General features: G+C 42.4%; 10 protein-coding genes. All 10 read right to left on the bottom strand.

The genetic code is table 11. From position 1 onward, the window contains the following. Nucleotides 1–24 precede the first annotated feature (24 nt). Nucleotides 25–2,262, bottom strand: coding sequence for a CRISPR-associated helicase Cas3' (cas3, locus tag M3N64_RS11230; RefSeq protein WP_249102246.1), 2,238 nt, complete (start codon nucleotides 2,260–2,262; stop codon nucleotides 25–27). 41 nt (nucleotides 2,263–2,303) lie between these two features. Further along, complete coding sequence (gene cas5b / locus M3N64_RS11235) at nucleotides 2,304–3,020, bottom strand: type I-B CRISPR-associated protein Cas5b (RefSeq protein ID WP_249102249.1); 717 nt, start codon at nucleotides 3,018–3,020, stop codon at nucleotides 2,304–2,306. Next, the gene (cas7i, locus tag M3N64_RS11240) at nucleotides 3,017–3,916 is read right to left on the bottom strand and encodes a type I-B CRISPR-associated protein Cas7/Cst2/DevR (RefSeq protein ID WP_249102252.1); all 900 of its coding nucleotides are present in this window, start codon (nucleotides 3,914–3,916) and stop codon (nucleotides 3,017–3,019) included. Before cas7i ends, cas5b begins: the two co-directional genes overlap by 4 nt. Beyond that, nucleotides 3,903–5,657, bottom strand: a complete 1,755-nt coding sequence (gene cas8a1, locus M3N64_RS11245; RefSeq protein WP_249102332.1) for a type I-B CRISPR-associated protein Cas8b1/Cst1 — start codon at nucleotides 5,655–5,657, stop codon at nucleotides 3,903–3,905. The genes cas7i and cas8a1 overlap by 14 nt, the downstream gene beginning before the upstream one ends. Nucleotides 5,658–5,674: 17 nt before the next feature. Next, the gene (cas6, locus tag M3N64_RS11250; protein ID WP_249102255.1) at nucleotides 5,675–6,382 is read right to left on the bottom strand and encodes a CRISPR-associated endoribonuclease Cas6; all 708 of its coding nucleotides are present in this window, start codon (nucleotides 6,380–6,382) and stop codon (nucleotides 5,675–5,677) included. A gap of 574 nt (nucleotides 6,383–6,956) precedes the next feature. Next, nucleotides 6,957–8,192, bottom strand: a complete 1,236-nt coding sequence (locus M3N64_RS11255; RefSeq protein ID WP_283163423.1) for an MFS transporter — start codon at nucleotides 8,190–8,192, stop codon at nucleotides 6,957–6,959. Nucleotides 8,193–9,207: 1,015 nt separating this feature from the next. Then, a complete protein-coding gene (locus tag M3N64_RS11260) occupies nucleotides 9,208–10,392 on the bottom strand; it encodes a trans-sulfuration enzyme family protein (protein ID WP_249102262.1) in 1,185 nt (394 codons plus the stop codon). Nucleotides 10,393–10,677: 285 nt separating this feature from the next. Then, nucleotides 10,678–11,802: a glycosyltransferase gene (locus tag M3N64_RS11265; protein WP_249102264.1), complete on the bottom strand. Its 1,125-nt coding sequence runs from the start codon at nucleotides 11,800–11,802 to the stop codon at nucleotides 10,678–10,680. Continuing rightward, complete coding sequence (locus tag M3N64_RS11270) at nucleotides 11,768–12,961, bottom strand: glycosyltransferase family 4 protein (protein ID WP_249102266.1); 1,194 nt, start codon at nucleotides 12,959–12,961, stop codon at nucleotides 11,768–11,770. Before M3N64_RS11270 ends, M3N64_RS11265 begins: the two co-directional genes overlap by 35 nt. A 286-nt stretch (nucleotides 12,962–13,247) precedes the next feature. Next, nucleotides 13,248–14,468 (bottom strand): peptidase U32 family protein, encoded by a 1,221-nt coding sequence (locus M3N64_RS11275; RefSeq protein WP_249102269.1) that lies wholly within the window; start codon nucleotides 14,466–14,468, stop codon nucleotides 13,248–13,250. Nucleotides 14,469–14,481 lie beyond the last annotated feature (13 nt).

Genomic DNA, 14,481 nt, shown 5'->3' on the forward strand with positions numbered 1-14,481 from the left:
GCCAATCACCTTTCTCTCCTCCCTTTATTCAAACTCGAATGACCTTTCAACAATATTTATACCTACACCCGTTAAAGTGCCTTCATCAAAATCATACTCATCTGAAAGAATATATAAATTGGGCATTACATTGAACTTTCGACCGTTTCCATACGTTCTATAGTGTGGCACTTCATTTATTAAATTTGTCATCTTTTTTCCATTCTTATATAAGACACCCGGTCTAATTGAAACCGAGTATTGTAGAATTTCTCGACGAATTTCTCGTCTTCGATCTTGATCCTTATCAGTTTCAAGTAATTTAAATAAATCGACCTTATCATCATAAAAAATCTTGGGAATCACTTGGAAGGAGTCAATATCCCGTAATAGTTTTTGTGACTGTTGGGCCGAGAGTTCGTAAGGTTCACTAAATCGTTCCTCCATTTCGCTCAATGAATTTTGAAATCGCTCTAAAAATTCAGTGCCAATGAGCTTCTCTTTTGAATATAATTTATCTACTAATGCTACTTTAGAGGATTCACCAATGACTCTGTCGTGGAAGGGTTCAAGCATCATTAAACCATTCGCCACTATTTTTTTATCATAGACATGACCAGAATCGCTGGGATTTTTTGTATAGATATAAATGTTTGGTTCATGTTTATCTAGATTTCTACGTCGATAGCACCGCCCAAAACGTTGAAACAAGCTATCTAAAGTTGAAATTTCTGTGTGCAATTCATCAAAATCAATATCTATGGATGCTTCAACAAGTTGAGTGGTTACCCATATACCCTCGCTTTCTTCTTTATCAAACCGTTGTATGGCTTTCTCCAGCATGTTTCGATGTTTTTGAATATAGTGGGCATGAAGTAAATGAATCTTTTTCGCATGAGAACGGAGACTATTATATAAATCAATTGCTTTTCTTACCGTATTGCATATAATGAGTATTTTTTTGGTTTTCCCACTTTCTAAAATTGAACTCAATCCGAATTCAATGGGTTCATGCACGAGAAATGGCTTATGTCTACTTGCCAGTACTGGATCATAAAAGGTTTTCATAACTACATCTTTTTGAGAAATAATTCCTCGATTAAACATTTCTTCAAGATAGATTCTTGGAAGAGTTGCAGTCATGATCAAAAAACATCCACCTATTTGATGAATCATTTCCAAAGCACGAATTAGCACAGCAACAATTTTGGGATCGTACGCTTGAATTTCATCGATAATCACAGCTGAATAGGCCATTGTAGCATAGTATTTTTCATAACCCAAAAAAAGAAATGGAAATTTTAGAATTTGATCAATAGTAGTGAATAATAACTTACTGGCCAAATTGCGTGACTGATCACTGATAACCTCCCAATTTTCAACATTATGTTCATCTAGAAAATTAACGCTTGTTGAGTGCATCAGCCCAACATTTTGATACCCCATATTATATACACGGTCATATAATGCATTAATACTTACACGAATTGGTAAAGTAAAAAAAGTCTTCTTTTTTCCTGCCCACATGAGTCCTGCTTCTGTTTTACCGATGCCGGTTTGTGCTATTAAAATAAGATTTTTATTTTTATTTTGGCTAGCGAACCTTTGGATTTCTCGCAAATGATAGCCTAACTGTTGCATTCTTTTTTTCACTATTTCACTCAAATCTACTTTAGCATCAATTTCTATTTTCACATGTGCTGAAGCTGCGTGATCAAGCCGGTGTAACAAGCCTTTAATTAAAATGTAGGTTAAATAGTAAGGATCGTCAGGCCTTATTCTAGAATTTGGATTCATCATGATAATTGGTGATTTATTAGCCTGTGTCTCATGATATATTGGACAATTAAAATCATATTCAATCTGAGATGACTTCTTTCTCAAATCCACTTCCCATATTTCAGAGAGTTTTAATTCACCTGGATATAGGTTTTGTTTTTCATGATGATAAGCAATCGCTTGAACGAGTATCTTTTTTTCAATCCGCGTGAGGTGATATTCTTTCAAAGGTAAATACAACGGTGATAAAAATCCATGTGGTTCATAATCTAAATCTGATTTATTGAATGGTTTCCCCAATGCCTTCTTAATATTTTCTTGAAAAGGAGTGTACACTTTCCCAAAATCATGATATAACGCCGCAAGTCTCAGGATTTCCCATTGATGTTCTGTTAATAAAAACGAATAGTCAGATTTAAGGGTATCTAGCCTGCTCAGTAGCTGACTTGTATGTTCCTTTAGTGATTCTCCAGATGGCAGCGGTTCAGACTTTGCGTAAAACATTTATATCCCTCCAAATAAAAAAAGAGGTTATGACCTCTTCTTTAGATATTCCAAAACACAGGATGTCCGTCCTGATCAACAAAAGCCTCCGTTAATACAGTCTCAGTATTTAGAAAACGAGGGAAAGTTACATAAATGCTCGGTATCTTTCTCCATTGACGTATACCATTGATAACTTCATAGGTCCAATTCAGTTGATACGGAATTCCATCAAGAGATAGGTCATTGTAGACATACTTTTCAGGGATGTACATTGAGTATTGATGAATACTAACCTCATCCGTTTCTTTAACCTCAACAAAGGCCGGATTGTCTAACAATACAGCTAAATCTTCGTAACGTCCAATACTCAATGCACTATCCGATGCTGACAAGGAGTAAAAAATTTGTTGAAGAATTGATTCTTCAGCAGTAATGTGAATTAATAATTCAACATGAAACAACATGTGTGAATACAACGGCATTGACGTCATTTGTGCATTTGAATAGTTAGGCGCCGTAGAGAGTCCGTCCATAATAATCGGAAATGCAGGACCTTTTTTCACCATATATGTTTTTCTATAATCAACAACCTTTGACTCATAGTTACCTTGAATACTGATCGCCATCGGAATTAATCGATCCGCATGAAGCAAAGCGTGAATCATTCCTTTAATCACAGAGTATGGAGGAAGAGGATACGTTTCTGTAACTTTTCGAGAAAATGGTTTAGTGTAACATGCCGTTTCTTGAAATAATTTCAATCTCAATGCTTTCATTCGCGCTCAGCTCCGTAAAATGCATACACCTCTTCTTCAAGAAACCGGTAAAAATCATCCACTGATCCCTTATCCGCAATCTGACTAAATTCATTTTCATTTTCAAAGTATCCTGATACAACACCAATTTTAGTTTGATCTTTCACCGAATTTCCGAATAAAGACAAATGAGTTGTATCAATAAGCTCTGGTAAGTTCAAGTTGTTGACTGTCCCGTCTTTAAGAGATACGCGGCCAAGAAAAAAGGGATTAGCAATAGGATAAATGCCTCCGATAATAAAAAGTGGTGAAAGATTCTCTTGTCGCCCACGTATTTCTCGATTAAGAAATTTAGTGATTTGAAGGAATTGAAGAACACGCTCTGTTTTTTGCTGCTGATCGAGCTCAATTTCACCGTCAACACCGATTTTTTTCAAGTCAATAGTTACCGTGTAAGCATATAAGCTTGTATGCTGTTCTATTGTTGCCAAATTGGCATTTTCACCAATTCTATTTGCGAGACCCATATTATTTAAAAACTCGAGATCACTCCGATATGGTTCAAGTGAAAAAGCATGACTAAGACGCACTACCGCAGATCTTTTATCAGCACCTTCTTTTGCCCTTGTTTTCATATAGCCAAACAAATCCATTTCAACAGAGTCACGTATTGTAGCATCCGCTTTAAATTGAATCACACCTTGAGACTTATCAACAACATTTAAATTCCAATCAAATAGTTCATTTCCTAAACGAACAATATCATACCGAATACTTTGCCGCGACGCAAATGAATAGATATCTCCCGTTCCCCTATGATACTTTTTTAATTCAGAGATATTTGCTGTTCCCTCACCATAGTTTAGTGAACCCGCTTTAAATATTGCTGTGAATGTAATCGATTTATTTTTGTTCATTGTGTGATTCCCCCTTTGATATCTGTTCCGAATTTACTCGAACCTCATTCTCATTTGAGATGAGTCCGGCGATCCATGCATTGGCAACTGTTTCAAAATCCATATCTTTTTCATAAAGAAGTTCAAGTAGTATAGAAGGCATTTCACTATCGGAAGAAATATAGAGTCTCATTGCAGTATCCATAAAAGTATTTTTATCACCTGATCGTACGGCGTTTAGCAAACGATAAGCCATACCTCTTATTTTGTTTTCATTTACTTTTCGCTCCAAAAGCATCTTATTCTTAATTTTCACTCCACTAAGATATAAGTGCCACACACGTTTTTTTTCAATAATTTTGTCCATTTTCACTCCCTCTTTCACCTCTTGATTATATTTCTGATTTAAATGACGAAGGATTATACCAAAAATCGCCTCTTTAGAAGAGTATCCTGATGCAATCTTTTCCCTCAATAAATCGAAAATCACGTACTTTGAATCCTCATATGATAGTATTGCATGTAGGAGTGGCCACCTTGAACGATAGGATAGAAATCTAAAGAATTCTCCGTCATTTTTCAAAAGCTTTGCCAATGCAGGGGTAAGCATCATATAATTCAATATTGTTTTTTTGGAACGATAATCAGATGAATATTCAAGAATTAAGTAATTATTTAATGTGTGGGCTGCTTTTTTTTCTTCGGCTGTTAATGAGTCGAAAATTATTTCATCAAATGCCTTATCTTTCTTTAGCCCTGAAAGATAGATGTTATTCACGTTCAACAATCCTTTAAACGTATCTTCCTTTTGTATGAAAAGCGAACGGCCATGAAAAATGGAGGCCCCTGCAGGACTACAGAATAAGACTAATTTTGCCAATGAACTGATTGGTGGCATGATATTCTTTCTAGCATCCCAAACAAAATTCCGACCATTTTTTTCTCCTAATACAAGTGGTGAAAAATGAGCTTCATACAATTTATCAAGACCAAGTTGATCATCAAAAAAGCTGCATTTGTTAATGTTTTTTTTCATATATTCTTTCATTGAATCAACGCTCTTTTTTTTAAAAGCTTGACGAAGGGGTAAAAATAATGGTTGAACTTTCACACAATCATCCAAAAAGTCCATGATTTTTTTTTCAGTCGACGTTTCCAATAAATTGTTCAGATCCCATTCTTTCAGTATTGGATCTACGTAGTCTTTTTTGAAAACGTCACATTGTTCGCTCACAGACAATTTATTTTTCGATACATTAATAAAAGAAGGTTGTCCAAAATACGGGCCAAAAATCACTGCTTTAACAAAATTTAGAGTTAACTTGTTGTTAACAACAGGGGCATGCAAACTTTGTTTGTAATTTTCAATCAATTGGTTGCCATTATCTTCATAGATTTCTAGTTCCAGTATCTTTTCACCTAAGTGAATAATGGTTTGTCCTTCTTCATTATTCAGAAAGTATTTTTGGATTTTGGACTTCAAAAAATCCCTAATTTCTTTATCAAGATCTTTTTTTGTTTTTTTATCATACTTCCATTTCGAAACCAATAAATCAACTTTTCTGGACTCACGATCCGCCACACTATACTCTTTTATGAAATAGTTAAAGAAAGCTTCCGGTAAAGCCTCAAGATGCTCTCTCGTTAACAAAAAACCATCATGATTAATAGTAATTGGTAACGCCGTGCACTTTTTAAGAATGCGATACAAACCAATAATCCCCTGATTAATCATCCAATCACCGAGCCTTAAGCGAACCACCAATCTTACCACCTCCTTTATCCCAATAAATCAACCATGCCAAAACCTAACTGAGATCTGAGTGAGCACCCATTTTTGTATAGATACTCTAAATCTCTGATGTCCCCTTCTATTAAGAAATCTCCTGTATTTGTTGTAAAGTATAAATAATCTTTTATATCTTGATGAAAATTTTCTTTAATGACCATTTTCTTCATCCGTATTGTCCTAAAAATTAATGGTCGATAAAGATCCCTATTTTCACTTGATCTTAATCGTTTTTGCATTATGATATTAAATTCCCGCTCAAAATTCGCCTGATTAAAGAGAACTGGCTTCCCTTCCTTATCTTCTACCAAAATTGGTGACAAAGTAGTCATCCAAATGCGGCTGCTGCTGATCTGCTTTTCTCTGAGCAATTCAAATTTACTGAGATTCATAGAATACTTCTTGTAGAGATACTCTCTATTTTTTTGACTTCCGTTAAATAAATACATCATTAGCTCATACGATACGCTTGAAATGGTTATGATCATTTGATCAGCAATAATTGTATCATCCTGTACCTTCAGTCTTGGAAAATAGACTGCAAATGTAAATGGCTTGCACTGCCGTTCTCTTATATGGAACAATTGATGATAGAATGTCTTTGATTCAGAGCGTATACACTCTTTTACAAAAGAAACTACTCCGAGTCGAAAGGCAAGTGGAAAACCATTTATCGAAAAAGTTAGTCTTGCTCTCAATATTTTTACCTCCTTATATATTTTACTTATTAAAATTAATATATGTTTATTATATCCTTGTCATTTTTCTAGTCAACATTTATAGCGAAAGTTTTATCCTTATTTGTATTTTTTTATTTAATCGTGTCGATTTCCATCATTTACTATTTCAACAAATATAATAAACTTCCTTTTTTTATTACTAAGATTTAGGGTATTAAAAAAAACGCAGAGCCTTAATCATCTCCGCGCTTCTACCCACTATGTTCAGATAAATTGTTTGTGTATAACTAAAAAATATAGTTTATATCCCACAAATGTTCATATAGATTAATGATACTTGATAATATTAACAAAAATATGTCCTTCTACACACCTACTAAAATACCAATCCATTTGAATGATTTTTTTAATGTAGAGGAAATCATTTTCTATTTCTACCTACCGTTCAACTACTTCTCTTAATATAAACAAAACCCATCCGCCTCGAATCTTCTTGTGAGATGAATGGTAGATTTTTTCTTCAAACTTTATACTTTTTTCAAATTGTATTTTTCCCCATTGTCATTACCTAAATCTCAGAAAGATATTAGCCTTACTCCTCCTCCAACTCTGCCTCAATGTACGAACTTTTCGATGATTCCTGCATGCGCCAGTATACGAGCAGGCTGATGAAGATGCAGGCGGCAACGTAGAAGAAAAACAGTGTTTCGATGCCGATGCTTTTGAACCAAAGGGCGACGAATTCGGCCGTGCCGCCAAAGATGGCAACGGTCAGGCCATAGGGCAGGCCGACGCCGAGCGCGCGAATTTCGGTTGGAAAGAGTTCGGCTTTGACGATTGCGTTGATTGACGTGTAGCCAGTGACAATGAGCAGACCGAGCATCATGAGCAGGAAAGCTGCGGTCACACTGTGCGCGCTTTGCATGAGCATGAACAGCGGTACGGTTACGATGGTGCCGCCGATACCAAAGACATACAGCAACGGTTTGCGCCCGATATGGTCTGAAAGAAGACCGGCGAGCGGCTGCAGGATCAGGAAGATCAGCAGGGCAACGAAATTGATGATGCTGACGACTTCTTTATCGAGGCCGACTGAATTGATCATGAATTTCTGCAGATAGGTTGTGTACGTATAGAAAGCGACCGTTCCGCCAAGCGTCAGGCCAACGACCGTCAGGACTGCACGCGGATACTTCAGCAATGCTTTGAGCGTACCGGCATCCTTTTTCGTTTTTCCGGACATGTTTTTAAACTGCTCAGATTCGTCCATGGTCAGCCGAAGCCAGAGCACGATCAGGGCGCCGAATGCACCGATAACGAATGGAATGCGCCAGCCCCACGTTTGCAGCTGCGCCTCGTTAAGTATGAGTTGCAAAATGATTTGCACGCCGAGCGCGACAAGCTGGCCACCGACCAGTGTCACATACTGAAAGCTGGAGTAGAAACCGCGCCGCCCTCTATTGGCCATTTCAGAAAGGTAGGTAGCGGATGTCCCGTATTCGCCCCCGAGCGACAGCCCTTGAAAAAGTCGTGCCAGGACTAGAATAATCGGTGCGAAAACGCCGATGGTCTGATAGTTCGGCGTGACCGCAATGACGAGCGAGCCACTGGCCATGATGGTGATGGACAGCGTCAGGGCGGCGCGGCGGCCGTGACGGTCGGCATAGCGGCCCATGATCAGACTGCCGATCGGGCGCATCAGGAATCCAATGGCAAAGATGGCGGCCGTATTCAGCAACTGTGATGTTGTGTCACCTGCCGGAAAAAAGTCGGTTGAGAAATAGACTGCAAAGGCAGCGTATGCATACCAGTCATACCATTCAATCATATTTCCCAGGGAACCTTTGAGTATATTGCTGGCAATATGACGTGATTGAGCGCGTTCAGCGAATTTTGCTTCAGCCACTTAAACATCTCCTTTTTTGAATAGTCGCAGATCAGAATCATTTAAGAATCATCGGATAAATGAAAAAATATCCGTTCGAATTAGTTAACCTTATTAACTAATGTACATGATTGTTCATATCCAGGTAAAATGATCTGCCTGATCCTCACAGAAACATCAAAGTAAAACCGCCTGACATTTCTTGAGCGGTCATACACAAGACCGGCAAATTATTCATTTTTGTTATCACAATAATAACATATAGATCATCATTAGGCATCTATTTCACTCGTATTGGTAAAAATTTATTCATATTTTTTAACCTTTTTTTAAATATTTTTTATTTATTCGTCCGTAAAAATGAATCAGGTTTTGACATCTCATGTATCTACCACTACTGCCCGAATAATTGGCTTCAGGGTATAAGAAAACCGGGCACAGCCCGGTCCTTACTTCCGCAGGATGCGATGGCTTCCGCGTTGTGCACAGGGTGTACTGTCACAGGATGTGATGGCTTCCGCGTTGCATACAGGACGTACTGTCACAGGATGTGATGGCTTTCGCGTTGCATACAGGACGTACTGTCACAGGATGTGATGGCTTCCGCGTTGCATACAGGACGTACTGTCACAGGATGCGGTGGCTTTCGCGTTGCATACAGGACGTATGCGCCCTTAGCGAAAGTTCCTTATAGTTATTGAAATGCCCTTACATTAGTGGAAGTTTCTTTTCAACCAGCGAAAGTTCCTTATAGTTATTGAAAGTTCGCTTGCAACAGCGGAAGTGCTTTATTGAGGGTTCCTTTGTAGCCCTCGAAATTTCCTTCGTCAATCATGAGTTTTGATCCATTCCTTTTTGATTGCATCATCACTGTGCTTGCCGCTGAGGCACCGCTCATACCTCTTAAAGTGCAAAAAAAACAGGCATCCGAAACCGGATTCCTGAGTTATCATCAATTTTACAGACCGACTTGTTGAAACGCCTGCTTCAGATCAGTGATCAGGTCATGGGCACTCTCGAGTCCGACGCTGAAGCGCAGGAATCCGTTCTTCTGAAATTCTTCCGGGTAAAAATGAATCCTTTCGTCGTCCGGGCCAGTGTAGACAATCAGGCTCTCGTCATGACCGATTGAGACCGCAGAAATAATGAGTTTAAGCGCATTGACGAAGTCGTTATGCTGCTGGACTCCACCATTAATGCCGAATGAGAGCACACCGGAATACAGGCCGTGCATCTGTTTTCTGGCAATTGCGTGCTGCGGATGGCTTTCAAGGCCTGGATAGGCGACAAAGGTAACACCAGGATACGCCTCCAGAAATTGCGCCACCTTGAGTGCGGTTTCGCTGTGCTGCTTCATGCGCAGCGGCAGTGTCACGACTCCGCGCATGATGAGCCAGGCATTGAACGGACTGATTGCGCCGCCGATATTGACCATCGCTTCACGCTTGATCTTATCGATCAGTTCGCGCCTGCCGATCACTGCGCCGCCCATCGCGTCACCGTGACCGTTAATATACTTGGTCAGGCTGTGCACAACAAGATCAGCACCAAGTTCAAGCGGTCGCTGAATGCAGGGCGAAGCAAAGGTGCTGTCAACGGACACAAGAATACCGTGCTCATGTGCCAGATCGGAAATCGCAGCGATGTCGCTGACACGGGTCGTTGGGTTCCCCGGCGTTTCCAGATGAATCAGTTTTGTATTCGGACGGATCGCCTTCCGAACCTCCTCTGGATCCGAAGTATCGACCAGCGTCACCTCAACCCCGTATTTCTCCGGAAAATATTCATGCAGTAGCCGGTAAACCGCTATGTACGACACATCAGTGCAGATCACATGCGCATCCTTATCGATAAAACTGAAAAAGACGCCGGCGAGGGCGGCCACACCAGTTGCAAGTACCACGCAGTCCTCGCCGCCTTCAAGCGATGCCAGACGTTCCTGCAGATAGAGCTGGTTTGCTGATGTCGTTCGCGTATAAATAATGTTGTTCGGGTCACTCCAGTTAAGCGTTGACGCGTCGTCTGGCAGCCGGTAGCTGTTAGCCATCGTGATCGGCCGGCGGATCGCACCGGTCTCTTTGTCAATGTCATTGCCGACGTGAACGCAGCGCGTCGAAAAATCACTGTTGCTGAAATCAGCCATAAGCCTGTCCCCCCTTATTTTTCCCGATTCCGCGTCATGCGCAGAATCATCATTGCGATACATTTATCGTAGAGGCCCATTGCAGAGAAGTCAACCATTATTCATAGTATTTAGATGTGATTTTATATTTTTGTCACACCATATTAATTGCGAAGCCGTCACATCGCCAATGACAAACGATAAATCAGTGACATACAGAAATTAGCGCTGCACAAACCGCAGCTCTTATCGCACAAAAATAATGCCTGCGGTCAGCTGGAATTCAGTGATCAGGCATTATCTCTGTCAGAACTCTTGATTCGCAAAAAAAGCAGTTCGTCCTGATGTATTCGTATTGATCACACGCCGATAGATCAATTCCGTCATTAAATAGGAAAGGGTTGATTCGGCTCCTTGATTGCGACTGGCACCGCCTGCCTCAAGACCATCGCGGCAGCCGCCTTCTTCTGCATCGGCCATGCATTCGTGAAGATCATTACCGCCATAGAACCAGGATCTGCATTTTTCTAAAACGGCAAGATATTTTTCAGGCCTGTTCAGCAGCTGGATCGCCTGCTCGGAAGCGAGCGCCAGCGCCATTACTTCTACCGGCTGCTGTGCCCACTGGCTGCATCGCGCGGCCGTACACCAGCCGTGGTTGCCGATTGGTCGAATGTTTCCCCTTTCACTGGTCATTTTATCGATCAGGAAATCGAGCGATTCTCCGGCAATCAGCAATGCATCACTGTTTCCGGTGACTTGAAAGGACCGGAAAAGCGCCCATGGCAGGACACCGTTTCCATAGGTCATCATTGGCTCAAACCATTGCCAGCCCTTCTCCGAATTTGTCTCAAAAAGAGACAGAAGCCGCGCTTCAGATTCCTCAATCAGCTCCGGTGCCTCTCTTCGAATAAAATCGCAGAATTCAGGCAGCTCAGTCAGATCGTTGCTGCGATTGAGCATGTGACTGGCAGTGGCCAGTGCATAGGCGATGCCGCGTGGGAAAGTCATTTTGGGCGCCGCTCCGAATGCCTTCTGAAAAAGGAGCGCTGCCGCGAAACGACTGTCCCGATGCGGCAGATTCAGGCAGGCGCACCCCAGCGCCCAAAGCGAGCGTCCGAGGCAATCGTCCGATGGCAACTCTTCTTCCGGCGTTCGGTCATAGGCATAGTTATTGTGGAAATGACCGTCCGGCTGCTGCGCGTACTGAAGAAAAGATAAATAGATGTCCGATAATCGGCGCAGCCTGCGAATGACAGAATCCCGGTCATCAATCTGCTGCCATTCTGAGACAAGCCAGAGTGCCCGGGCATTGTCATCGGTTGTGTATCCTTCACTCCGCCGTGGAATATTGCCAAGTGCATGTTCGATCAGCCCTGTATCGTCCGTCATCCGCTCAAGATGCGTCATTTGCATTTTGTACTCCGGCAATCGTATCCACCCCGGTCATCGTTACTGCTTCTGAAAACAGTTGGCTGTACCTTTTTCCCGCTCTCGGCCAGCTCATTTGTCTGCCAATCTGTGCCATCTTCGCCTGATAGGACGCAAGCAGGGCATCATCAGAAAGCAAGGCATTCATTTTCCTGATCCATCCGTTCCGATCACTGTAAGAAACAAAAAGTTCCTCATACCCCCTGAGCAAATCCTGTGCGTAGCGATACGGAGTCGTCAGCACCGGCCGTTCCAGACCAATGGCATACGCAAGCGTTCCACTGGTAATCTGATCGAGCCCGGGGTAAGGCGTAATATACAGATCACTGGCCGTGATATAGCTTACAAGATCCTGTTCGGTCATAAAACGGTCGATCATCTGTACATGATTTTCCAGATGATGCGCGCGAATCATCGCCTGCAGTTCCTTTCGATAAGACTCACCTTCCTGGCGTTTCACATTAGGATGTGTCTGGCCAATAATGACGTAGAGCGCGTTTGGCACCTTTCTGACAACGTCGGGAAGCGCATGAAGAACGGCTTCAATGCCTTTATTCCGGCTCAGAAATCCGAATGTCATGATTACTTTGCGGTCATGCCAGCCGATCCTGGAGCGAAAATCCGTGCGTTTTTTCATATCCGGAACCGGCGTGCCATGCGGGATGAAAGTAATTTTATCTTCAGGTATATGAAAACTGTTCACTAAGTAAGAAACGGCCTTATGATTCATCACGACCAGTTTGTCGCTGCGTTCGGCCAGTTCGTGCTGAATCGGTGCATACGGTTCCTGAGGCACTTTAAAAACGGTGTGGAAGGTAGTAACAAGCGGTTTTTTCAGCGTGCGTACAAAATCCAGAATGTACGCACCGGCATAACCTCCGAAAATGCCAAATTCGTGCTGCAGTGAAACAACGGATACGGAACTCTGATTCAGTGCTTCGGCAATACGGATGTAGTCCTCCCTGCACTCTTTTTCAATTGACCATTTGAAAAACGGGTCATTCGGATACATCGTATCCTTATCTTTAATGACCACAACTGGATCGGACAGGGAATCGCGCTTGGCTTTCTGCACACTTTGTCTTAGATGGTACGTGTACGTTGCGATCCCGCATTTCTGGGGAAGATACGTGCTCACATAGGCTACCTGTTCACTCATATCGAAAATCGCACTCCTTTAAATTGAAATTCAATAGTGACAGGACACATGAATGAGAATAGGATTGAGATGAAATTTTGTGGATTAGCACTCACTGTGATCGACTGCTAACAATAGCGTAATCTTTTTTTTCGGAAAATTCAAGTGCCTTTTACCGGTTGCTGCAAAAGAGACCGAGCCCAGTAGTTTTTGCACACTTTCCCAGAGTGGCATGCGATATATGTAAAAAAGGAAGCTCAGTGCCTGTGCTGAGCTTCCTTCTTCAGTCATCGGTTTTCATTTTCACTTACTTTTTTCGCATTAAAAAATAAGGTGCTACCGGTGCGTCAACCGTCATCGTAACCGTCATCATCGGATTCGGCGCACGGTCAATCGCTTCCCCGTCTTCATTCCATAAGTCGTGTACCGTCTGCTTGAAGTGGACAAAATTTGGACCGTAGAACTCGACTTCTTCGCCGATGCCAAAGTTATTGCGCTGCTCCAGTGTGGCACGTCGTGTCACCGGATCATAGGCCAGGACCTGTGCGGCAAAGGTATATTTCGGGATTTTACGCGGTTTCCCGAATAACTGTTCCTTTTCGTTGGGGACGCCATAATAAAAACCTGTAGACAGATCACGCTGGGCCACCTTCCAGATTTCTTCATCCCATGCAGGATCAAAAACAAAGTGTTCCGGATCACGGCAATAGGCATCAACGGCGCTGCGATACACATTGGCAACAGTTGAAACATAGTGAATCGACTTCATGCGCCCTTCAATTTTCAGGCTGTTGACACCCGCTTCAATCATATCCGGAAGGTGATGCAGCATCGATAGATCGACGGCACTCATTGAGAACGGTTCACCCCCTTGCACGTGGCTGTGTGCCTCACCGTCATCCAGATCAAACAGATCGTATTTCCATCGGCATGACTGAGCACAGCCGCCGCGGTTCGCATCGCGGTTAACCATATGATTGGACAGCGTGCAGCGTCCTGAGTAGGCGATGCACATCGCGCCATGCACGAACGCTTCAATCTCGATATCTGTATGCTGGCGCATGCCGCGAATCTCTTCGATGCCTACTTCGCGCGCAAGCACCACCCTCTCAAGGCCGATACTTTTCCAGAACTCCAGCGTCTTGTAGTTCGTTGCCGATGCCTGTGTCGACAGGTGAACCGGCAGACCGGGCGCCGCGTTGAAACAAACAACAATCAGCGCCGGATCAGAGACAATGACCGCGTCCACACCTATAGACTGCAAGGTTTTAAAAAATGCGTCCGCACCTCTGCCGTCCCCTTCATGCGTCACCATGTTCGCGGCGACATATACCCTGGAACTGCGTTCATGGGCAAAGGCGACCCCTTCAGCCATTTCTTCATATGAAAAGTTCCCGGCCCGCGAGCGCAGACCAAAAGCCTGCCCGCCGATGTAGACTGCATCTGCACCGTAGCGGATCGCCATTTTCAATTTTTCCAGATTGCCTGCTGGAGCAAGCACTTCAGGTTTCTTTACCATCGTCTTCATGATCGTACTCCTT

It is taken from the genome of Sporolactobacillus mangiferae (assembly GCF_023336505.1).
In the GTDB taxonomy this organism is placed as follows: domain Bacteria; phylum Bacillota; class Bacilli; order Bacillales; family Sporolactobacillaceae; genus Sporolactobacillus; species Sporolactobacillus mangiferae.

Bases quoted from the DNA above. Each gene is read 5' to 3' on its own strand.
- cas5b (WP_249102249.1), bottom strand. From the start codon at position 3,020: ATGAAAGCATTGAGATTGAAATTATTTCAAGAAACGGCATGTTACACT.
- cas3 (WP_249102246.1), bottom strand. From the start codon at position 2,262: ATGTTTTACGCAAAGTCTGAACCGCTGCCATCTGGAGAATCACTAAAG.
- M3N64_RS11255 (WP_283163423.1), bottom strand. From the start codon at position 8,192: ATGATTGAATGGTATGACTGGTATGCATACGCTGCCTTTGCAGTCTAT.
- M3N64_RS11260 (WP_249102262.1), bottom strand. From the start codon at position 10,392: ATGGCTGATTTCAGCAACAGTGATTTTTCGACGCGCTGCGTTCACGTC.
- M3N64_RS11275 (WP_249102269.1), bottom strand. From the start codon at position 14,468: ATGAAGACGATGGTAAAGAAACCTGAAGTGCTTGCTCCAGCAGGCAAT.
- cas7i (WP_249102252.1), bottom strand. From the start codon at position 3,916: ATGAACAAAAATAAATCGATTACATTCACAGCAATATTTAAAGCGGGT.
- M3N64_RS11270 (WP_249102266.1), bottom strand. From the start codon at position 12,961: ATGAGTGAACAGGTAGCCTATGTGAGCACGTATCTTCCCCAGAAATGC.